The 20,591-nt window shown below is 61.6% G+C and carries 19 protein-coding genes; 8 read left to right on the top strand and 11 right to left on the bottom strand.

All coding sequences use genetic code 11. The features are described from left to right. Window positions 1-35 precede the first annotated feature (35 nt). The 3 genes from AC4BCN_RS00775 (at window position 36) to AC4BCN_RS00765 (ending at window position 4,935) form a co-directional block, all read left to right on the top strand. Window positions 36-2,789 carry a TonB-dependent receptor gene (locus AC4BCN_RS00775; RefSeq protein WP_490492347.1) on the top strand — a complete coding sequence of 918 codons (2,754 nt, stop codon included), beginning with the start codon at window positions 36-38 and terminating at the stop codon, window positions 2,787-2,789. Between the two features lie 88 nt (window positions 2,790-2,877). Further along, a complete protein-coding gene (locus AC4BCN_RS00770; protein WP_490492346.1) occupies window positions 2,878-3,954 on the top strand; it encodes a S66 peptidase family protein in 1,077 nt (358 codons plus the stop codon). 87 nt (window positions 3,955-4,041) lie between these two features. Continuing rightward, on the top strand, window positions 4,042-4,935 hold the full coding sequence (locus tag AC4BCN_RS00765; RefSeq protein WP_034753736.1) for a YihY/virulence factor BrkB family protein: 894 nt from the start codon (window positions 4,042-4,044) through the stop codon (window positions 4,933-4,935). A gap of 373 nt (window positions 4,936-5,308) precedes the next feature. Here AC4BCN_RS00765 and AC4BCN_RS00760 read toward each other — a convergent pair whose 3' ends face one another. From AC4BCN_RS00760 to AC4BCN_RS00735, 6 genes are all read right to left on the bottom strand, one after another. After that, on the bottom strand, window positions 5,309-6,436 hold the full coding sequence (locus tag AC4BCN_RS00760) for an acyl-CoA dehydrogenase family protein (RefSeq protein ID WP_490492345.1): 1,128 nt from the start codon (window positions 6,434-6,436) through the stop codon (window positions 5,309-5,311). Between the two features lie 39 nt (window positions 6,437-6,475). Continuing rightward, on the bottom strand, window positions 6,476-7,144 hold the full coding sequence (locus tag AC4BCN_RS00755) for an SDR family oxidoreductase (protein WP_490492344.1): 669 nt from the start codon (window positions 7,142-7,144) through the stop codon (window positions 6,476-6,478). Between the two features lie 80 nt (window positions 7,145-7,224). Further along, window positions 7,225-8,421 (bottom strand): acetyl-CoA C-acyltransferase, encoded by a 1,197-nt coding sequence (locus AC4BCN_RS00750; protein WP_331778953.1) that lies wholly within the window; start codon window positions 8,419-8,421, stop codon window positions 7,225-7,227. Further along, window positions 8,418-10,217: a bifunctional isocitrate dehydrogenase kinase/phosphatase gene (gene aceK / locus AC4BCN_RS00745; protein WP_490492343.1), complete on the bottom strand. Its 1,800-nt coding sequence runs from the start codon at window positions 10,215-10,217 to the stop codon at window positions 8,418-8,420. The genes AC4BCN_RS00750 and aceK overlap by 4 nt, the downstream gene beginning before the upstream one ends. 53 nt (window positions 10,218-10,270) lie before the next feature. Beyond that, window positions 10,271-11,455, bottom strand: a complete 1,185-nt coding sequence (locus AC4BCN_RS00740; protein WP_034753750.1) for an isovaleryl-CoA dehydrogenase — start codon at window positions 11,453-11,455, stop codon at window positions 10,271-10,273. A 137-nt stretch (window positions 11,456-11,592) separates the two neighbouring features. Further along, entirely contained in the window at window positions 11,593-11,997 is a 405-nt protein-coding gene (locus tag AC4BCN_RS00735; protein WP_034753754.1) for a MerR family transcriptional regulator, read from the bottom strand. Between the two features lie 721 nt (window positions 11,998-12,718). Between AC4BCN_RS00735 and AC4BCN_RS00730 the strand changes: the two genes are divergently transcribed. Together AC4BCN_RS00730 and AC4BCN_RS00725 are read left to right on the top strand one after the other, a co-directional pair. Continuing rightward, complete coding sequence (locus AC4BCN_RS00730; RefSeq protein WP_034753756.1) at window positions 12,719-13,126, top strand: hypothetical protein; 408 nt, start codon at window positions 12,719-12,721, stop codon at window positions 13,124-13,126. Between the two features lie 89 nt (window positions 13,127-13,215). Then, window positions 13,216-13,542 carry a hypothetical protein gene (locus AC4BCN_RS00725; protein ID WP_139092041.1) on the top strand — a complete coding sequence of 109 codons (327 nt, stop codon included), beginning with the start codon at window positions 13,216-13,218 and terminating at the stop codon, window positions 13,540-13,542. 155 nt (window positions 13,543-13,697) lie between these two features. Here the strand turns inward: AC4BCN_RS00725 and AC4BCN_RS00720 are convergent, their stop codons facing one another. The 5 genes from AC4BCN_RS00720 to AC4BCN_RS00700 form a co-directional block, all read right to left on the bottom strand. Further along, window positions 13,698-14,312, bottom strand: coding sequence for a UbiX family flavin prenyltransferase (locus AC4BCN_RS00720; protein ID WP_331778955.1), 615 nt, complete (start codon window positions 14,310-14,312; stop codon window positions 13,698-13,700). Then, window positions 14,305-14,616 carry a Grx4 family monothiol glutaredoxin gene (gene grxD / locus AC4BCN_RS00715; RefSeq protein WP_034753766.1) on the bottom strand — a complete coding sequence of 104 codons (312 nt, stop codon included), beginning with the start codon at window positions 14,614-14,616 and terminating at the stop codon, window positions 14,305-14,307. Before grxD ends, AC4BCN_RS00720 begins: the two co-directional genes overlap by 8 nt. Window positions 14,617-14,721: 105 nt before the next feature. Continuing rightward, the gene (locus tag AC4BCN_RS00710) at window positions 14,722-15,192 is read right to left on the bottom strand and encodes a GNAT family N-acetyltransferase (protein ID WP_490492342.1); all 471 of its coding nucleotides are present in this window, start codon (window positions 15,190-15,192) and stop codon (window positions 14,722-14,724) included. A 4-nt stretch (window positions 15,193-15,196) separates the two neighbouring features. Continuing rightward, window positions 15,197-17,545: a Tex family protein gene (locus AC4BCN_RS00705; protein ID WP_046683175.1), complete on the bottom strand. Its 2,349-nt coding sequence runs from the start codon at window positions 17,543-17,545 to the stop codon at window positions 15,197-15,199. Window positions 17,546-17,639: 94 nt separating this feature from the next. After that, on the bottom strand, window positions 17,640-18,017 hold the full coding sequence (locus AC4BCN_RS00700; RefSeq protein WP_490492341.1) for a hypothetical protein: 378 nt from the start codon (window positions 18,015-18,017) through the stop codon (window positions 17,640-17,642). Window positions 18,018-18,277: 260 nt separating this feature from the next. Here AC4BCN_RS00700 and AC4BCN_RS00695 point away from each other — a divergent pair, with 260 nt between their 5' ends. From AC4BCN_RS00695 to AC4BCN_RS00685, 3 genes are read left to right on the top strand one after another with little or no spacing between them, the layout of a single operon-like run. Next, the gene (locus AC4BCN_RS00695; protein WP_490492340.1) at window positions 18,278-18,940 is read left to right on the top strand and encodes a secretin and TonB N-terminal domain-containing protein; all 663 of its coding nucleotides are present in this window, start codon (window positions 18,278-18,280) and stop codon (window positions 18,938-18,940) included. Beyond that, window positions 18,907-19,500: an RNA polymerase sigma factor gene (locus AC4BCN_RS00690; RefSeq protein ID WP_490492339.1), complete on the top strand. Its 594-nt coding sequence runs from the start codon at window positions 18,907-18,909 to the stop codon at window positions 19,498-19,500. The genes AC4BCN_RS00695 and AC4BCN_RS00690 overlap by 34 nt, the downstream gene beginning before the upstream one ends. After that, a complete protein-coding gene (locus AC4BCN_RS00685) occupies window positions 19,493-20,440 on the top strand; it encodes a FecR family protein (RefSeq protein ID WP_490492338.1) in 948 nt (315 codons plus the stop codon). Before AC4BCN_RS00690 ends, AC4BCN_RS00685 begins: the two co-directional genes overlap by 8 nt. Window positions 20,441-20,591: the final 151 nt, after the last annotated feature.

Raw genomic sequence — 20,591 nt, 5'->3', positions numbered from 1 at the left:
ACTCAAGTTTCGATTGCCCAACAAGGAGAAGACCTGTGAAATTGAAAAAGCTAGCGCAGTTGGTGGCATTGATGGGGGTGGTGGGGCCGGTCGTCGCACAGGAAGCGGCGGCACCAGCAATGCAACGGGTCGAAGTGACGGGCAGCAGCATCAAGCGGGTGGCCAAGGAAGGCGCGCTGCCCGTGCAAGTCATCACCTTTGACCAGATCGAAAAACAGGGCATTACGACGACCGAGCAACTGGTGCGTACCCTGTCAGCGAATGGCACGGGCGCCGATAACATGACTTCGGGCAATAACGTGTTTGGCGCCGATGCGGACAGGGTCAGCGGTGGCGCTTCGTTCGCCTCACTGCGCGGCCTGGGACCGTCGAGCACGCTGGTGCTGTTGAACGGCCGCCGCATCGCCACGCATGGCGCCAGCGGCAAGTCGGTCGACCTGAACTCGATCCCGTTGGGCGCGATTTCGCGCGTGGAAATCCTCAAGGACGGCGCCTCGGCCATCTACGGCACGGACGCCATCGGCGGCGTGATCAATTTCATTCTGAAGACCAATTACAGCGGCGTGGAGGCGTCCGTCTCCACCAACGACACGCAGGCAGGCGGCGGCGCCACACGCCGCGCCTCGCTGCTGGCCGGCACGGGCTCGCTTGAAAGCGACCGCTACAACATCATGGCCAGCCTGACCGTCGACAAAGCGCAGCAGCTCAATGGCCGCGACCGCTCTTTCGTCAACGGCTACCAGCCGGGCCGCGGCCTGTCGCCCGATACCACGGGCACGCCGTTTGCCAATCAGATGGCGGGTACCGGAACGGCGCTGGGCACCTCGTTCCAGCTGCCAGGCGATGCGAATAAATACCTGCAAGCCAATCCGCTGAGCTTCCAGGGCAAGTGCGACACCATCGCCGGCATGTCGCAGTACCAGACAGCATTGTGGAAAGACGTGACCTCGCCGCTGCGCACCACGTATTCCTGCGCGTATGACTATGGCGCCGACTATGTGCTGCAGTTCCCTGTCGAACGGGCCAATCTGTTGTCGCGCGGTACGTTCCAGCTGGCGCCCGACCACCGCATGTTTGTCGAAGTGCTCGGTTCGCGCACCAAGGCCACGGCCATTTTGACGCCGATGCAGGTACAGGCGACGGTTGCCAACAAGAATCTGTACCCTGTGGGTGGCGCGTATTACCAGGACCTGTCGGCCTACATCCCCTCGTTCGACAAGACCAAGCCGATTTCCTACAAATGGCGCGCCAATGACGTGGGCAACCGCACGCAGGAAAACACCACCGACAATGCCCGCGTGCTGGTGGGCTTTGAAGGTAACTTTGGCAAGTGGGATTACAAGGCCGGCATTTCGCGCGCCGAAAGCAGCACCAAGACCAAGCTGACGGATGGCTATTCCTACACGGACAAGCTGTACGCGGCATTGGCCAGCGGCATCATCAATCCATGGGTGGGCGCCGGCCAGAGCCAGACGGAAGCGGCCAAGCAATTGATCGAATCGACCAAGTTCCGTGGCGACTTCCAGCACGGCAAGACGACCCTGACGCAGATCGACGGTTCCGTTTCGGGCGAGCTGTTCCAGCTGCCGGCCGGTGCCTTGGCCATGGCGGCCGGTTTTGACTTGCGCCGCGAAGGTTACAGCTTTGCGCAAGACGTCGATGCCACGCAGATTTTGCTGTCGCCAGGCAATGCCGCACTAAAAGATGCCAGCCGTACCGTCAAGGCCGTGTATGCCGAGCTGCTGGTGCCGGTCACGAAGGACCTGGAAATGCAGCTGGCCATTCGCCGCGACGATTACAGCCTGGTGGGCGCGACGACGAATCCGAAAGTGGCCTTCCGTTACCAGCCGACCGACTTCCTGCTGTTCCGTGGTTCGGCCAGCAAGGGTTTCCTCGCACCAAGCTTCCAGCAGCTGTATTCCGGTTCGCTGAGCCAGGAGTTGCCGAACGGCGTGATCGACCAGGAAGGCTGCGCCAAGCATCCGGGCGTGCCCGAGTACTGCGCCATCGACCGCCTCGACTACAAGACGGGCGGCAACACGAACCTGAAGCCGGAAACGTCGAAGCAGGGCAGCGTCGGTTTTGTCATCGAGCCATTCAAGGGCTATTCGGCCTCGTTCGACTACTGGGCCATCAATACCAAGGACCGCATCCTGAACCGCACGCCGCAAATCGTGCTTGCCAATTACCAGGCGCTGAACCAGTACATCCACCGCAATCCGGATGGCACCATCGAGTACGTGCAGGCGGGCTGGATCAATGCGGCAGGCAGCCGCGTGCGCGGCCTCGACGTGGGCTTGCGTGGCGAAGGCAAGATCCAGGACGCAAAATGGACGGCGACCCTGGACGGTACGTATATGGACAGCTTCAAGTTTGCGGAATACCAGGGCCAGGAATACCAGGAACTGGTCGGCAAGTTCTATACGCGCGATCTGTACCTGCGCTGGAAACACAATGCCAGCTTCGGCGTGTCGCGCGGCGACTGGAGCGGTTTGCTGATCCAGAGTTTTTCGTCGGGCTACAAGGACCAGTTGCCGAACGGCGGCAAGGGGGCGCCGCCACCGGGCTTCAAGCCGGACGTGTCCAGCTACACCACGTATAACTTGTCGGGCACGTACACGGGCTTCAAAAATACGACGATTACCGTGGGCATCCAGAACTTGTTCGACCGCGATCCGCCATTCACCGCGCACAACGTGGATGAAGTGGTGGGCGCCGGCTGGGACCCGCGCGTGGCCGATCCTCGCGGCCGTTCGCTGTCGTTCCAGCTGAAGTACAAGTTCATGTAAGGCAACCATGCCGGCGGCGATCCCGCTGGCGTGCTAACCTCGTGCGGCGGCGCCTGGCGTCGCCGTTTTTATTCCAGGAAAGGGCCGCATGTCCAGTCAGACCAATCTCAGCCGGCGCCGCTTCGGCGGCTTGCTGGCCGCCACTCTGGGGGCGGCAGGCACACCGGCGTGGGCGGCGGCGCAAGGGAAGGGCAAACGCATGCAACAGCAACACGCATTGATCAAGCCGGCGCGTTTGCGCCAGGGCGACCTGGTCGCCATCATCGCACCGGGCGGTTTTACGGATGAAGACGCCATCGCCAAGGCCGTGCGCAATATCGAATCGCTGGGATTGCGCGCCAGCCTGGGCGCCAATATCCGCGCCGTGCACGGCAATTATGCGGGCACGGTGCAGCAACGCCTGGACGATTTGCACGCCGCGTTCCGCGACCCGGACGTCAAGGCCGTGTGGGCGATACGCGGCGGCTCCGGCTGCATTTCGCTGCTGGCGCTGCTCGATTACGCCTTGATCCGCGCCAACCCGAAAGTACTGATCGGTTATTCCGACATCACGGCCCTGCACCTGGCCATCGCCCGCCAGACGGGCCTGGTGACCTTCCACGGCCCCGTGGCCTCGTCCACGTTTTCCGAGTACACGGTGACGCAGCTGCAAAACGTGCTGATGACGCCGCAAGAGCAGTACACGATCCCGATGGCGCTCGACAACCACCGCCGCGCGCAGACGCAGCCGAACTTCGCCATCCGCACCGTGCACGGCGGCCAGGCGACGGGGCGCTTGACGGGTGGCAACCTGTGCATGGTCAGCGCGCTGGCCGGCACGCCGTATGCGGCCGATTTCCGCAAGCATATTTTGTTCCTCGAAGAAATCAATGAAGTGCCCTACCGCATCGACAGGATGCTGTGCCAGCTCGACCTGTCCGTGGGGTTCAACAAGGCGGCGGCCTTGATGCTGGGCATCTTCGAGCATTGCGAGGCGGCCGAGGGCGATACCGCGCTGCCCCTCGACGCCACTGTGGACCAGCATTTGCAGCCCTTGCGCGTGCCGGCCGTCAGCGGCTACTCGTTTGGCCATATCCGCCACCAGTTCACGATACCGATGGGCATCCTCGCCACCCTGGATGCGGACCGGCAAACCTTGACCTTATTGGAGCCGGCCGTCTGTTAGCGTACGGTGCAGCGGGGCGATTGTCAGTATGCTAGTGTGAATGCAGGCGTGGCACGAGGCCGCGCCGCCTTCTTCACCGTACCCGACATGATCAACCGCCACGCCAGTACCTACATCCTCAGCCACCCGCTGGCCTTCGTGCTGCAGGTGCTGAAGGGTTTCCGCGCCAACCAGGGCTTGCTGCTGGCGGGCGCCGTCGCGTACTACTCGCTGCTGTCCATCGTGCCCCTGCTGATGCTGGTGGTGGTGGCCCTGTCGCACGTGATCGCGCAGGACGAATTGCTGCAAACCATAGGCCATTACCTGGAATGGCTGGTACCCGGGCAATCGAAAGCCATCGTGGCCGAGGTCGCGCATTTCCTCAACAACCGCGGCGTGATCGGCTGGCTGCTGCTGCTGACCATGCTGTTTTTCAGTTCCTTGGCGTTTACCGTGCTGGAAAACGCCATGAGCGTGATCTTCATCCACCGCGTGGCCATCCGCCGCCGCCATTTCCTTATTTCCGCCGTGCTGCCGTACTGCTACATCCTGTGCCTGGGTATCGGTATCTTGCTGATCACCCTGGTGGCGGGCAGTTTGCAAGTGATGGGGGAGGAAAGCGTGCGCTTCCTGCGCCACGACTGGGGCCTGGAAGGGGTATCGGGCGTGCTGCTGTATTTGCTGGGGCTGGCTGGCGAAATCCTGGTGCTCAGTTCGATCTACCTGGTCATGCCGGTGGGGCGATTATCGATCACGCATGCGCTGATCGGCGGCGTGACGGCGGCCCTGCTGTGGGAAATCGCGCGACACGTGCTGGTCTGGTATTTCTCCACCTTGTCGCAGGTCAATATCGTGTATGGCTCGATGACGACGGCCATCGTCGTCATGTTCAGCCTGGAAATCGGCGCCACCTTGCTGCTGCTGGGCGCGCAAGTGATTTCCGAATACGAAAGAGTGGCCCGTGGCGGCGAAGAGGACAAGCCGCTGGCGCTAAGGACTTGATTTAAAAAGATTATTGCACCGCACAAAAAGCTGTGCTATACTCCGTTCAGTGATTGAGATTTGGCAGCAAATTATCTCACCATCCAGTTTCAGCGCGGCGACCGACAGGTGTAATGTCGATGGCGTGACAGTGCGAAGAAATGGATTTTGTAATTCCGGATACGATGGTCGATTTACACTTGGAGTCACCATGCAGATAGCATGGGAGTCCGAAAATCAGGAGGCACTTTGCAGATAGCACTGGCGTCCATGACACGATTAAAGCATTGGTAATACATTGGAACGAAGCCCGCGTTAGCGGGCTTTTTTTTCGTCCATAGTTGGCGTATGGTGACAGACGCGTCGGGTACGACCCCGGTCTTTGCCGTGGGGTTTACAAAGCCCGCGCTATCAAAATCTTCTGAATATCGCTGGTCCCCTCATAAATCTGGCACACGCGCACGTCGCGGTAGATGCGCTCGACGGGGAAGTCGGATACATAGCCATAGCCGCCGTGTACCTGGATGGCGTCCGAGCACACTTTTTCCGCCATTTCCGACGCAAACAGCTTGGCCATGGCCGCTTCCTTCAGGCACGGCAAGCCCGCATCCTTCATGGCCGCCGCGTGGCGTATCAGCTGGCGCGCCGCTTCGATCTGCGTCGCCATGTCGGCCAGGCGGAACTGCACGGCCTGGTGTTCATAGATGGGCTTGCCGAAACTTTCGCGCTCGCGCGCATAGCTCAGGGCCGCCTCATACGCGGCGCGCGCCATGCCCACGGCTTGCGAGGCGATGCCGATGCGTCCGCCTTCCAGGCCGGACAGCGCGATCTTGTAGCCTTGTCCTTCTTCGCCTATCAGATTTTCCGCAGGGATGCGGCAATTGTCGAACAGGATTTGCGCCGTGTCCGACGAGTGCTGGCCCATCTTCTGTTCCAGTCCTGCAACGATGTAGCCAGGCGTGTTCGTCGGCACCCAGAAGGCGCTGATGCCGCGCTTGCCGGCCGCCTTGTCGGTGACGGCCATGACGATGGCCACGTCCGCATATTTGCCACTGGTAATGAACTGCTTGGTGCCGTTGATTACATACTCATTGCCGTCGCGCGTGGCCGTCGTGCGCAGGGCCGAGGCATCGCTGCCCGTGTGCGGTTCCGTCAGGCAAAACGCGCCGAGCATCGTGCCTTGCGCCAGCGGGCGCAGCCATTGTTCCTTTTGCGCGTCGTTGGCGTACATCATGGCGATGCTGCAGACGGGGCAATTGTTGACGGAAATGATGGTCGAGGTGCCGCCATCGCCGGCGGCGATTTCTTCCAGCACCAGGGCCAGCGACACGTAGTCGAGGCCGGCGCCACCGAGCGCTTCCGGCACGGCCACGCCAAAGGCGCCCAGCGCGGCCAGTTCCTGCAATTCTTCTTTCGGGAAATGATGTTCCTTGTCCCAGCGGGCCGCATTGGGCGCCAGGCGCTCGCGCGAAAAACTGCGCAGCGCTTCCTGGATCATCGATTGTTCTTCATTGAGTATCATGGGACGTCGTCTCGTTTGTTTTTATGGTGGGTGGTGGAATTACCAGCCGATCGGCTTGCCATCGTAGTTGCGGAACACGGCCTTGTCTGTTGCCGGCAGGCTGGCCAGGGTGGCGCGGATGCCGGCGGCGCTTTGCTCTGGGGAAAGGTCGGCGCCGGCGCCGCCCATGTCCGTGCGCACCCAACCCGGGTGGAAGGCGACGCAACTGACGCCTTGCGGGCCATGCACAAGGGACGTGTCGATCAGCACGGAATTCAAGGCGGCCTTGCTGGCGCGGTACAGCGAACCGCTGGGGTTGCCCCGCTCGCTCAAGGAGCCCATGTGCGAGGACAGCACGGCCAGTTTCCCTTTGGCATTGCCTACCAGCGGCGCCAGGATCGGCAGCAGCCGCATGGCCGCCAGCACGTTTGTGTGCATGACGGCATCGAAATCTTCTTGCGTGGGGGTACCATCGTGGCGCGGGCCATACACGCCCGCGTTGAGGATGGCCACGTCGAGTTTTTCATCGTCGAGCTTCCAGCCCAGGCCGGCACAGCCGTCCACGTCCGTCACGTCGAGCCGGTGCGCTTCCACGCCCAGTTGCGTGAGGGCGTCGCAAGCGTCTTGCGTGCGCGCCGTGGCAATCACTCGCCAGCCGTCGTGACGGTATTGACGGACGATTTCGTGGCCGATGCCGCGCGAGGCGCCGATGATCAATGCGGTAGGCATGTCTTTCTCCCTGAGTAATCAATGAAAAGGCGCGCAGCGAACGTGACCACGCCGCGCGCGCCTGTCGTCAACAGAGCAGCTTATACCAGTTCGATTGCCATCGCCGTCGCTTCGCCGCCGCCGATGCACAGGGCCGCCACGCCGCGCTTGCCACCGGTTTTTTTCAAGGCACCCAGCAGGGTGACGATGATGCGCGCGCCCGAGGCGCCGATCGGGTGGCCCAGCGCGCACGCGCCGCCGTGGATGTTGATCTTGCTGTGCGGAATGTCGAGGTCATGCATGGCAGCCATCGGTACGGCCGCGAACGCTTCATTGATCTCGAACAAGTCGACATTGCTGCTGCTCCAGCCCGTCTTGGCGTACAGCTTTTTCACGGCGCCGATGGGGGCCGTGGTGAATTCGTTCGGCGCCTGCGCATGCGTGGCGTGGCCGTGGATTTTCGCGATGACGGTGCAGCCGAGTTTTTTCGCCGTCGATTCGCGCATCAGCACCAGGGCTGCCGCGCCATCGTTGATCGATGAAGACGAGGCGGCCGTGATCGTGCCATCCTTCTTGAACGCCGCCTTCAAGGTCGGAATTTTTTCCAGGCGGGCTTTTTGCGGGCCTTCATCGATGCTGACGATGGTGTCGCCGCCGCGGCCGGAAACGGTCACGGGTGCGATTTCCCATTCGAAACTGCCATCCTTGGTGGCCGCCTGCGCGCGCTTCACGGATTCGATGGCGAACGCATCCTGCGCTTCGCGCGTGAAGTGGTACTGGCTGGCGCACTCTTCGGCAAACGTGCCCATCGAGCGGGCATTGCCCTTTTCATCGCGGCTGTAGGCGTCTTCCAGGCCATCCATCATCATGTGATCATAGATCATGCCATGGCCGATACGATAGCCGCCGCGCGCCTTCGGCACCAGGTAGGGGGCGTTGGTCATCGATTCCATGCCGCCCGCCACCACCACGTCGGCGCTGCCGGCCAGCAAGGTGTCATGCGCGAACATGGTCGTCTGCATGGCCGAGCCGCACATTTTCGACAGGGTCACGGCGCCCGTGGAATCGGGCAAGCCGGCCTTGCGCAAGGCTTGGCGCGCGGGCGCCTGGCCCTGGCCTGCCATCAGGCAATTGCCGAAATACACGTGTTCAACAGCGTCCGGCGCCACGCCGGCCCGTTCGACGGCGGCGCGGATGGCCACGGCGCCCAGATCGCTGGCGGTGACGTTGGCGAAGTCGCCCTGGAAGGCGCCCATGGGGGTGCGCGCGGCACCGACGATTACGACTGGATCATTCATGTTGGATCTCCGGTTAAGGGTGGGGAGGTTGACTGCATACAAAAACGCAGGTGCTGCGGATACGGGAAGACGTCCTCGATATGGCCGCCTTCGATGCGCTGCTTGCGCGCCTGCCAATATTGCGCCGTCAGCAGGTCGGCATGGTGCTGCATGAAATAGCGGCGGATGCGGGGATTGCCCAGCAGGAAGGTGCCGAATTGTTCGGGAAACACATCGTGCTTGCCGATGGGATACCACGGTTCGGCCGACATTTCTTCCTCCTCCGTGCGCGCCTCGGGGATGACGCGGAACTGGCAATCGGTGATGTACTCGATTTCATCGTAATCGTAAAAAACGACGCGCTGATGACGGGTCACGCCAAAGTTTTTATACAGCATGTCGCCCGGGAAAATATTCGCCGCCACCAATTCCTTGATGGCGTTGCCGTACTCGACGATGGCGTGTTCGACCAGGTCATCGCGGCCTTCCTTTTCGGCATTGCTCAGCCACATGTTCAGCGGCACCATGCGCCGCTCGATGTACAGGTGGCGGATGATGATCTGCTCGTGGTCTTCTTCGATCAGCGAGGGGGCGAACTGCTTGAGTTCCGCCAGCAGTTCCTCGGCAAAACGGGCGCGGGGAAAGGCCACGTTGGAATACTCGAGCGTGTCGGCCATGCGGCCTACCCGGTCGTGGTGTTTCACCAGCAAATACTTTTGCTGGACTTGCGCGCGCGTGGTTTCCTTGGGCGGCGGGAAAAAATCCTTGATCACCTTGAAGACATACGGAAACGAGGGCAGGGCAAACACCAGCATCACGAGGCCGCGGATGCCGGGCGCGCTTTCGAAGTGGTCCGACGAGTGTTTCAAGTGCTGCAGGTAGTCGCGGTAAAACAAGGTCTTGCCCTGTTTTTGCAAACCCAATATCGTATAGATTTCGCTGCGCGGTTTGCGCGGCAGCAAGCTGCGCAGGAATTGCACATAGGCCGACGGCACTTCCATATCGACCAGGAAATAGGCCCGCGTAAATGAAAACAGCACGGCAATCTGCTGGTGCTCGAACAGCACCGTGTCGAGCACGAGCTTGCCGTGCCGGTTGTGCAGGATCGGTACGACGAACGGATATTCGCGGTTGCCGTTGATGCCCTTGCCGACCAGATAGGCGCCCTTGTTGCGGTAGAACAAACTGGTCAAGACCTGGATCTGGTGGTTCGGCTCGAGCCGCTCGCCGCCGAACAGCTGCTGCAGCCGCGCTTCCACCTGGGCCACGTCACGCTCGAGGTTGGCAAATGCGCAGTCGAGCTGGAAGTTGCTCACCATGCGCGTCAGGGTATGGCGCAAGCCATCCTTGCCCGGGTAATACACGCGGTAGGTGGGGACGGGATCCTGCGTTTCTATGTATTCCGTGGAAACGACAGGGCGCACGAAAATATAGTCGTTATTGAAATACGTGCGGTGCAGGATGTTGCAGCAGACGGAATTGAAGAAGGTTTCGGCCAGTTCCGGCTGCTTGTGTTCCGTCAGCATGCCGATGTAGTGCAACTTGAGTTCGCGCCACACTTCGTCGCTCAACTCCGACTCTTCGTACTCATCTTCGAGCATCTGCACGCATTCCTGCACGCGCTTGTCATAATAATCGATGCGTTCGCGGGCCGCCGTCTGCGCCGCGGCCCAGGCGCCTTGCTCGAAATACTGCTTGGCCTGCTGGCTCGTTTCGCGGAACAAACGGTAATGCTTGTCGAAGCCGTCGCGGATGGTGCGCGCGATATCGAATGCAATCTGGGAAGAGAGCAATTTGGGGAAAGCAATTTGCGTCATATCTGTGCTCGCATGAATGGCTCATCACCCAGTCGATCGTCGCGTGCCCGTGCTTACTTGGTTTCCGCAAACAATTCGCGGCCTATCAGCATGCGGCGGATTTCGCTGGTCCCGGCGCCGATTTCATACAGCTTGGCATCGCGCCACAGGCGGCCGGCCGGATACTCGTTGATGTAGCCGTTGCCGCCCAGGGCCTGGATCGCTTCACCCGCCATCCAGGTCGCCTTCTCCGCACTATACAGAATGGCGCCGGCCGCATCCTTGCGCAACTGGCGCACGGCTTCCGGCGTGGTGGCGCGGTCGCAGGCCTGGCCCACGGCGTAGACATAGGCCTTGCACGCCATCATGGTCGAATACATATCGGCCAGCTTACCTTGCATCAACTGGAATTCACCGATGGCCTGGCCGAATTGCTTGCGGTCATGTACGTAGGGTACGACCAGGTCCATGCAAGCCTGCATGATGCCCAGCGGGCCGCCGGACAGCACGGTGCGCTCGAAATCGAGGCCCGACATCAGCACATTGACGCCCTTGCCCAGGCCGCCCAGCACGTTTTCGGCCGGCACTTCGCAGTCCTGGAACACCAGTTCGCCCGTGTGCGAGCCGCGCATGCCCAGCTTGTCGAGCTTTTGCGCGATGGAAAAGCCCTTGAAATTCTTTTCGATCAGGAAAGCCGTCATACCGCGCGGACCCGCTTCCAGGTCGTTTTTCGCATACACCACCAGCACGTCCGCGTCGGGGCCGTTGGTGATCCACATCTTGGTGCCGTTCAAGACCCAGCGGTCGCCCTTGAAGTCAGCGCGCAGCTTCATGCTGACGACGTCCGAGCCCGCGTTCGGTTCCGACATGGCCAGTGCGCCGATGTGTTCGCCCGTGATCAGTTTCGGCAGGTACTTGGCTTTCTGCTCGGCCGTGCCGTTGCGCTTGATCTGGTTCACGCACAGGTTCGAGTGGGCGCCGTAGGACAGGCCGACGGAAGCCGAGGCGCGCGAGATCTCTTCCATGGCAATGATATGCGCCAGGTAACCCATGCCGGCGCCGCCGTATTCTTCGCTGACGGTGATGCCGAGCAAGCCCATGTCGCCCATCTTGCGCCACAGGTCCATGGGGAACTGGTCCGTACGGTCGATTTCGGCCGCGCGCGGCGCGATTTCGGCGGCGGCAAATTGTTGGATCGCTTCGCGCAGGGAGGCGATGTCGTCGCCGTGGTCAAAGGTCAAGCCTGGGAGATGGAGCATGTCGTCCTCGTCGTCGTTATAAGTGTGGCGGTCATGGGTGCCGGGTCAGTGAAGCTATGATACTCAGTTGTGACGTTTACGTAAACGTAAAGTGAGGCGTGTAAAGCGCTGTGCGTGGCAGGCGCCGCCGCATCGATTTAGTTTGTTTGCGCCTTATCAAGGTTCAAGTCCGCCAGCATGCGTGCGCACGCGTCTTCATGCGCACTGATTTCCGCCAGCGCCATTTCGATATCGATGCGTTGCTGCTCCAGGGTCTGCCGGTGCTGCGCCAGCACGCCGAGGAAGCGGTCCATCTGCGCGCGCGTGTCCTTCGGCGACTCGTACATATCGACCAGGCTCTTGATCTCCGACAACGCCAGGCCCAGGCGCTTGCCGCGCAGGGTCAGTTTCAAGCGGGTGCGGTCGCGCGGCGTGTAGACGCGGCTGCGTCCGCCAGCGCCTTCGCGTTTCGGGCTGAGCAAGCCCTGGTCTTCATAGAAACGGATGGCGCGCGCCGTGATGTCGAATTCCCGCGCCAGTTCGGTAATCGTATAGGTCGTCATGGGTGCGGGCGGTGTCGGTTGCATGGGTGGTCGGTCGCTGGAAGGGTGTGGATGGGTGCTGCGAGGCAATGGGGGCAAAGTGCCGTTTACGTCAACGTCAATACTATTGTAGCGTGCCCTGCCCGTGCTGCAACAAAGAAAAAAGAAGGCATGAACGGGAGAATTTGGCGATTCAGGCAACAATTACTGAAAATAAATTGATTCTTCTCGCACAAACGCGCTTAAGATCGAGAGTTGGTGGCCAAGATGACACCAAAAAGAGCTTTCCTGGCATAACGGCGACATTCTTTTCGCTGCGATGGCAGTAGAATTTTTAGGCGCAGATTCTTTCCAATAGGCACGGTCAAAAAACAACGTTTCACCATGAGCACGTTGTTGATGTCGTTTCTATATTGGAAACAAAATGGCCCTTCTGAAAACTTTGTCTACAAGAAATTGTATGACATGGGCATTGCATGTATCGGTAGAGGAGGGCATTATCCAATACCGTACGTTGTAATGCCAAACCGAGGCTTTGAATCGTGCTGCAGTGCGAAAATCAAGGCTAGCCGCGAATTTGACCCGAAGCCACGCAGAATCGCAAGAGAAAATTCGGCCCACTTTTTGACTTGAAAAGCCCGGCCGGAGTGTTAATTGTTAATTGATGCTCTTTTCAAATGTAACAATCTGTATGGTCATTCAAGAAACTGACTTTCATGTTACAACATGAAATAGTACACCTATGAATTCTTCTAACGAACGCGAAAGCTTCAGCCAGCGACTTCAGTTGGCTCTCAAAAACGCCCATTATTCTCCAGACAGCCCGACCAGACTGGCCCGGGAATTCAATATCCGTTTCGACGGGCGCCCGATTACCGTGCATGCAGCTAGGAAATGGTTAGTAGGTGAAGCAATTCCGACGCAAGAGAAATTGCGCATGATTGCCCAATGGTTGGGCGTTCCGGCGGAATGGTTGCGTTTTGGCGGCCCGGAAAGCGCCACGCCGAATGGCGAAGCGGGCAGCGCTTTGTCGCGATTTGAGTCCGCCGATGTGAAATTGATTGCCGATTTGCAAAGATTAGATGAACATCATCGTCAAATCGCGCGAGAATTTATTCGCATGCTGGTCCGCGTCAACTACCAAAAGTAAGCATCCAGGCCCTCCCCGGCCGGCGCCGTCCGCCTTTCGCTGGCGGTGCTCCCCCTGTCCTTTTATTTGCGCAAGGTCATACTGGAGACATGATTTTGCCGCACAATAAGACCTCGCATGTTGCGCTGCAGCGGAATTATTTGACAATAATCCCGCGTGCGGCGGCGCAGCGGCCAATACCAGCGCATAATCACATCAGAAGCAGCCAGTTCATCCACTACGGAGCCGAGCATTTGAGCCGTCTTATGAAAAGTAACTACAGCAATACCGCGCAGCTGAAGGACTTGATGACCGTGCCCCCCATGACTGCCGCGCAACATGCGGAAGTGATGCGCAAACGGATCGCCCACCGCAGGATGGTTGAAGAAGCCAGGGATTTGAAGCAGGCAAGTGCCCATCAATTCGACAAGAGATGAACGGAGGATGCCTGACCAAAGCTACTGCGCGTCGGCATAGGCGGCCTGCGATGCTCACCGTACTAGAGTACGGTTGCGCTTCTCGACCACCTCTTCCTTCCGCTCGCTACGCTTTTGTCCGGCATCGTGACGCCAGAGTTACATCGTGACGCCAACTACAGAATAGGGGTGTCACTAGTGGACTTAAGACCATTCCACCGCGGCGCCAGGCTGTGCTCGATGCCGAGCAGGTCGATGACGCGCGCCACCGTATGGTCGACCATCTCCGCGATGCTCTGCGGGTGGTGATAAAAGCTCGGTAAGGGCGGGAAGATGATGCCGCCCATTTCGGTCACGGCCGTCATATTGCGCAGGTGCGCCAGGTTGAACGGCGTTTCGCGCACCATCAGGATCAGGCGGCGGCGCTCCTTGAGCACGACATCGGCTGCCCGCGTGATCAAATTATCCGACAAGCCATGCGCCACGGCCGCCAGGGTCTTCATCGAGCACGGTGCGACGACCATGCCATCCGATTGAAACGAGCCGCTGGCGATACTGGCGCCGATGTCGCGCAGCTTGTGCACCACGTGCGCCTGCGCTTCTATTTCCTTGCGCCCCACGCCTGTTTCCTGGTGCAGGGTCAATACGGCCGCATCCGACAAGACCAGATGCGTCTCGACGCCGGGAGTGGCGCCCAGCAATTGCAGCAGCCGCAAGCCATACACGGCGCCCGTGGCGCCCGTGATGGCCACGACGATACGGCGCGGCCGCTGCGTTTGGCTATCAGGCATCCAGCAGGGACTTCAGTTCGCCCGATTCAAACATTTCATTCATGATATCGGAACCACCGATGAACTCGCCTTTGACATACAGCTGTGGAATGGTTGGCCAGTTCGAGTAATCCTTGATGCCTTGGCGAACTTCCGGGTCATCCAGCACGTTGACGGTGGCGATGTTTTCCACGCCGCACGCTTTCAGGATCTGGATGGCGCGGCCGGAAAAGCCGCATTGCGGGAACTGGGCCGTGCCCTTCATGAACAGCACGACTGGCGTGTTCGTCACGGTTTCTTTGATCCAGGTTTGTACGTCGCTCATAGCTGCCTCTGATGGGTAAATAAATAGATGCCGTCATTTTATAAGAAAACGCCGGCACGGGTATGCGCTCAAGTCATAAATTGGGCAAGTCAGCCACGTTGACGCTTATAAGGTCTTGCCCAGGCAGGTCGATTGTGCCGCACCTACGTATTTGCCCCAGGCAATGACGGGTGCATAGCCGTGTTTGGCATAAAACGCCACGGCGCGGGTATTCGCCACGCGGGTGGACAGGTGCAGGGCCTGGTAGCCGTGCTGGCGCGCCTGCGCCTCGACATGGGCCAGCAGGGCCGCGCCCACGCCAGCGGAACCCGGGCGCGCATACATGCGCTTGAGCTCGCCTATGGCGCTGTCCGCTTCGCCCAGCGGACGCAGGGCGGCGCAGCCCAGCAGTTCTCCAGCCGCATCGCGGGCCAGGTAAAAGCCGCCGCGCGGCGTTGCCGTTTCGACATCGAAGGAAGAACGGCCACTGTCGCCATTGATGCGCAGCAGCGCGTCCGACAATGCGTCGAGCAGCTGCTGCGCCTCCACGCTGGCGGCGTCCACCGCCAGGATGACGAAATCATGCCTGGCGGCCATGGACTTAGCCGCGCAGCTTGGCGAACGCGGCGGCCATGCTGCCGGCCGGCTCGGGCGCGTTGCGCGATTGCGACTGGTGCTGCGCCATGCTGCGGCGGTCGTTGCGGTCGCCACGCTGCTCGGGCTTGCTGCCCGCTTGCGGCGCACTGTCCGTCAAACGCATGGTCAGCGCGATGCGCTTGCGCTTCTCGTCGACTTCCAGCACTTTCACGCGCACGACCTGGCCAGCCTTGACCACCGTGTGCGGATCTTTCACGAACGTGTTCGACAGGGCGGAGATGTGCACGAGGCCATCCTGGTGCACGCCGATATCGACAAAGGCGCCAAAGGCGGCCACGTTGGTGACGACGCCCTCGAGTATCATGTCCGGGCGCAAGTCGCGGATTTCTTCCACGCCTTCCTTGAAGGTGGCGGTGGTGAACTCCGGACGCGGGTCGCGGCCCGGCTTTTCCAGTTCCTTCAGGATGTCGGAAATGGTCGGCACGCCGAACGTTTCATCCGCGTACTTTGCCGGGCTCAAGGTTTTCAGCAAGGCCGTTTCGCCGATGACGGCCTTGATATCCTTCTTGATGTCCGCCAGGATTTTTTCCACCAGCGGGTACGATTCCGGGTGGACGGCCGAGGCGTCCAGCGGATTCTCGCCACCCATCACGCGCAGGAAGCCGGCTGCCTGTTCGTATGTTTTATCGCCCAGGCGCGGCACGGCTTTCAAGGCTGCGCGCGAAGTGAACGCGCCCTTCATGTCGCGGTAGGTGACGATGCTTTGCGCCACGCTGGCCGACAGGCCGGACACGCGCGCCAGCAGGGGAGCGGATGCCGTATTGACGTCCACGCCGACGGCATTCACGCAATCTTCCACGACAGCATCGAGCGAGCGTGCCAGCTGGCTTTGGCTCACGTCGTGCTGGTACTGGCCCACGCCGATCGATTTCGGGTCGATTTTCACCAGTTCGGCCAGCGGGTCTTGCAGGCGGCGCGCGATCGAGACGGCACCGCGCAGCGACACATCCATGTCCGGCAATTCTTTCGAGGCGAACTCGGACGCCGAATACACCGACGCGCCCGCTTCCGAGACGACGATCTTCGTCATCTTCGCTTCCGGATGCTGCTTGATCAGGTCCTGCGCCAGTTTATCGGTCTCGCGCGAGGCCGTGCCGTTGCCAATCGAAATCAAGGACACATTGTGCTTGGCGGCCAGGCGGCCCAGGGTGTGCAGCGAACCGTCCCAGTCGTTCTTTGGCTGGTGCGGGTAGATCACGGCCGTATCGACGACTTTACCGGTGGCATCGACGACAGCGACCTTGACGCCCGTGCGCAGGCCAGGGTCGAGACCCATGGTGGCGCGCTGGCCGGCCGGCGCGGCCAGCAGCAGCGCCTTCAGATTGGTGGCAAAGACGTTGATCGCGTCGAGTTCCGAGCGTTCGCGCAGCGCGCCCATCAGTTCCGTTTCCAGGTGCATGAAGCTTTTCACGCGCCAGGTCCAGCGCGCCGTGTCCGCCAGCCATTTGTCGGCCGGGCGGCCTTGTTGCTTGATGCCGAAGCGGGCGGCGATGCGGCCTTCGCACGGGTTGTGCGGCGCATCCCATTTCGGTTTTTCCGCTTCCGTATCCAGGCGCAGGGTGACGTCGAGGATGCCTTCGCGGCGGCCGCGCAACAGCGCCAGCGCGCGGTGCGAAGGGACGGTCGAGATGGTTTCCGAGTAATCGAAGTAATCGGCGAATTTTTCGCCTTCGTCTTGCTTGCCTTCCACCACTTTCGATTCCACGATGCCGTGTTCCTGCACGTATTCGCGCAAGGTTTGCAGCAGGGTCGCATCTTCGGCGAAACGTTCCATCAGGATCTGGCGCGCGCCGTCGAGGGCCGCCTTGGTATCAAGCACGCCCGGGTTGTTGCCGTCGGCACTAGTAAACGCGTCGCGCAGGAACTTGCCCGCTTCCGTTTCCGGCGTCAGTTCCGGGTTCTCCAGCAAGCCGTCGGCCAGCGGCATCAGGCCCGCTTCGATGGCGATCTGCGCCTTCGTGCGGCGCTTCTGTTTGTACGGCAAATACAAATCTTCCAGGCGCGTCTTGTCTTCCGCGTGCATGACGGCGTCGAGCAGCTCGGGCGTCATTTTGTTCTGTTCCGTGATCGACGCCACGATGGCGGCGCGCCGCTCTTCCAGTTCGCGCAGATAGCGCAAGCGCTCTTCGAGCAGGCGCAGCTGGATATCGTCGAGGCCGCCGGTCGCTTCCTTGCGGTAACGGGCGATGAAGGGCACGGTGGCACCTTCGTCGAGCAGTTCGATGGCGGCGGCAACTTGCACCGGTTTGGCGGCAAGTTCAAGGGCAAGGCGTTGTTCGATAGTGGGCAGCATGGTTGTTTCCAGAGCGATCAAGCCTGGAATGATACGCAATCGGCGCGATTGCGCAATCTTGACAGCGCAAATGGACTGTGCGTTGACAAGCCGCCTAGCGCGCCGGCAGCAGCGGGCTGGCGGGCGCGGGAGCTGGCGGCCTCTGCGGCGTGACGGATTTGCCAAAGGCATTGCCCATGCGGTGTTCAAGGGCGGCGCGGTTGTACAGGCCCAGCTGGTTCGACGGGCGCTGCATGACCGCTTCCGCGCCGGACAGGGTGGGCGGCTGCCGGTTCATGGTGTTGCTATTCGGCAATAATTTTTCATTCAAGCATGACATCGATTGCGCGCGCTGGCCATTGACTTCCACTTCCACGCAGCCCTTATCCGGTGCGGCGGCCTTCACGACAACGGTGTGCTCGTCCGCCTGCGCGGGCAGGGCGGCGCAAGKCCACAAGCAAGCGAATAAAACAGTCAAGGACAGGCGTGCCATGGCGGCTCCCGGAACGGTGGAATCAGCGTCCAGCATAGCAAGATCATGTGTCGCAGCGATGACACAGGCCGGGATGTGGGCTGATGCCATGTCATGCAGTTGTCATTTTACGAAGCTACCATCTTGCCATTCTGCTTGAACTATTGCAGTCAAGACACTTCATGAGCAGGACTTTTCGTTGCGTCCCCTGGAAAATGACACTAAGCCACCGCCGCGCCGCAAAGGGCAATGCCCTGTCCGCCTGCTTGCTGATGACATTGATGACATTCATGACATTCGTGCGGCCGGCTGCGGGCGCGGACGGTGCTGACGCCGCCGCGCACGCAACCCTGCGCTTCGACTTGCCCGCCCAGCCGCTCGACGCGGCCCTGGTGGCGTTTGGCGAAGTGACCGGGTATTCCGTGCTCGTCAGCAGCCAGCTGGCGGCCGGCAGGGTGGCCTCGCCCGTGCGCGGCGACTACACGCCTGCCGAAGCGCTGCAGCGTTTGCTGGCCGGCACCCAGCTGGGCGCGCGCTTCAGCGGCAGCAATGCGTTCACCTTGCTGGCGCTGGCCGATGCACCCGTGGCGCCGGCGCCCGTGCCGGCCGAAGCTGCCCCCGCCACCGCACCATTGCAAGGCTATGCGGCCGTCCTGCAGCGCTCGCTCACGCGCGCCCTGTGCCGTTTGCATCCGGACGCCTTCGGCCGCTACCGCCTGGCCTTCCAGCTATGGCTCGACGAGCGGGGCAAGGTGCGCGCCATGCACGTGCTCGAACCGAGCGGCGTGGAACAGCGCGACCGCGCCGTGCTGCAACGCCTGCGCAGCCTGCTGATCGATGGCGCGCCGCCGGCGGGCTTGCCGCAGCCGCTGACGATTTTACTGACGCCGCGGCCCGACCCGGATGCCGATTGCGCACCCTACCTCTTGCCTGGGGTGCCCTGACCATGTCGGATTTGCTGAAAGCCACTTTGCGCAAGCTGTTCCTGGAACGCTACGGACAGTTTCGCCGCCATTTGCAGCGCCGCCTGGGCTCGGAAGACCTGGCCAATGACGCGCTGCATGAAACGTATTTGCGGGTGGAGCGGATGACGGCGCCCGAGGCGATCAGCTACCCGTCCGCCTACCTGATGCGCATCGCCATCAACATTGCGGAAGATCAGCGCCGCGACAATGCACGCCTGCTCAGCCTGCCCGATATCGACGACCTGTACGAGATGGCCGATGAGCTGGCCGACCCGGCCCGCACCTTCAGCGCGCGCGCCGAACTGGAAGAACTGGAACGGGCCTTGCAGGAGTTGCCGAAACGCCGGCGCGCCATCGTCATCGCCGCCCGCGTCGACCAGTTGCCGCACCGCGACATCGCCGAGCGCTTCGGCATTTCCGCCCGCACCGTGGAGAAGGAATTGCGCGCCGGACTCGAACATTGTTGCGAACGCATGGGACGCGATTTCATCCAGCGCTTCGGTCCCGGCGCGGGAAAAACGTCTAAACATCATGATTGAACAAACGGAAGACGACATGGGTGTCATCCAGAAGGAAGCGCAGGCGTGGGTCGTGCGCCTGGCCTCGGGCCAGGTCAGCGAGCGCGACGCGCAAGTGTTCCGTCACTGGTGCGCGCGCAGCCGCAAGCATGCGACGGCCTTTGCCGAAGCGCGCGCCGTGTGGGGCGCCATGGCGCCGGCCGCGCGCGCCGTCAAGCGGGCGCAGGCGCCTGTCAACGTGGCGCGGCGCGCCTGGCTCGGCGGCGCCGTGGCTGCCTCGCTGGGCTTGCTGGTGCTGCGCCCGCCGACGGACCTGTGGCCGGCCGTGGCGGGCCTGGCCGCCGACTACGCCACGGGTACGGGCGAGCAGCGCGAAGTGGCGCTCGATGGCGGCGTGCTGGTGCAGATGAATACGCAGACGCGGCTCGACGCGGCGCCCGTGCAGGACGGCGCCGCGTCGCTGGTGCTGCTGGCGGGCGAGGCGGAATTCCAGGCCGGCTTGCGCGGCGCGGCAAGCGTGCGCGTGCAGGCGGGCGACGGCACGGTGTCAGCCGGCAGCGCGCGTTTCAATATCCGCCTGTTCGGCCAGGAAGTGTGCGTGACGTGCCTGGCGGGCCGCCTGCGCGTGGCGCAAGCCGGCAACGACGCGGAACTGGCCGCCGGTCAGCAGCTGCGTTACCGGCCCGAGCATTTCGGCATCGCCCGCGCCGTGGCCAGGGGCGACGTCAGCGCGTGGCGCCAGCGCCTGCTGGTCTTCAAACAAAGCACCCTGGCCGAGGTGGTGGATGAAGTGAACCGCTACCGTCCCGGCAAGCTGATCCTCAATGGCGACGCCTTGAAACACACACGCGTGCAAGCGAGCTTTTCGCTCGACCGCCTCGACGACGTGATCGCCCTGATCCAGGACGCGTATGGCGCACGCGTGAGGCGTTTGCCGGGCGGTATCGTGCTGTTTGGTTGAGCGCAAAGGCCTGGCGCCAATTATGACATTTTCATGACCTTTTGCAGTCCCGGACCTTGTTCCCTGTCAATGCTGCTGGAAGCCGCGAATCAGTGCCTGCCGCCCGCCCCGTGCGTGCCGCGCGCCGCCTCGCGATATCGGTCAGCAACGG

It is taken from the genome of Janthinobacterium sp. Bl 1 (genome assembly GCF_058215535.1).
The sequence above is the reverse complement of the archived record's forward strand: the minus strand, read 5'-3'. Positions and strand labels throughout refer to the sequence as shown.

Bases quoted from the DNA above. Each gene is read 5' to 3' on its own strand.
- AC4BCN_RS00755 (WP_490492344.1), bottom strand. From the start codon at position 7,144: ATGCCTACCGCATTGATCATCGGCGCCTCGCGCGGCATCGGCCACGAA.
- AC4BCN_RS00770 (WP_490492346.1), top strand. From the start codon at position 2,878: ATGTCCAGTCAGACCAATCTCAGCCGGCGCCGCTTCGGCGGCTTGCTG.
- AC4BCN_RS00685 (WP_490492338.1), top strand. From the start codon at position 19,493: ATGATTGAACAAACGGAAGACGACATGGGTGTCATCCAGAAGGAAGCG.
- AC4BCN_RS00695 (WP_490492340.1), top strand. From the start codon at position 18,278: ATGACATTCATGACATTCGTGCGGCCGGCTGCGGGCGCGGACGGTGCT.
- AC4BCN_RS00765 (WP_034753736.1), top strand. From the start codon at position 4,042: ATGATCAACCGCCACGCCAGTACCTACATCCTCAGCCACCCGCTGGCC.
- AC4BCN_RS00705 (WP_046683175.1), bottom strand. From the start codon at position 17,545: ATGCTGCCCACTATCGAACAACGCCTTGCCCTTGAACTTGCCGCCAAA.
- AC4BCN_RS00725 (WP_139092041.1), top strand. From the start codon at position 13,216: ATGATTTTGCCGCACAATAAGACCTCGCATGTTGCGCTGCAGCGGAAT.
- AC4BCN_RS00735 (WP_034753754.1), bottom strand. From the start codon at position 11,997: ATGACGACCTATACGATTACCGAACTGGCGCGGGAATTCGACATCACG.
- AC4BCN_RS00730 (WP_034753756.1), top strand. From the start codon at position 12,719: ATGAATTCTTCTAACGAACGCGAAAGCTTCAGCCAGCGACTTCAGTTG.
- AC4BCN_RS00760 (WP_490492345.1), bottom strand. From the start codon at position 6,436: ATGATACTCAATGAAGAACAATCGATGATCCAGGAAGCGCTGCGCAGT.
- grxD (WP_034753766.1), bottom strand. From the start codon at position 14,616: ATGAGCGACGTACAAACCTGGATCAAAGAAACCGTGACGAACACGCCA.
- AC4BCN_RS00740 (WP_034753750.1), bottom strand. From the start codon at position 11,455: ATGCTCCATCTCCCAGGCTTGACCTTTGACCACGGCGACGACATCGCC.
- AC4BCN_RS00750 (WP_331778953.1), bottom strand. From the start codon at position 8,421: ATGAATGATCCAGTCGTAATCGTCGGTGCCGCGCGCACCCCCATGGGC.
- AC4BCN_RS00720 (WP_331778955.1), bottom strand. From the start codon at position 14,312: ATGCCTGATAGCCAAACGCAGCGGCCGCGCCGTATCGTCGTGGCCATC.
- aceK (WP_490492343.1), bottom strand. From the start codon at position 10,217: ATGACGCAAATTGCTTTCCCCAAATTGCTCTCTTCCCAGATTGCATTC.
- AC4BCN_RS00710 (WP_490492342.1), bottom strand. From the start codon at position 15,192: ATGGCCGCCAGGCATGATTTCGTCATCCTGGCGGTGGACGCCGCCAGC.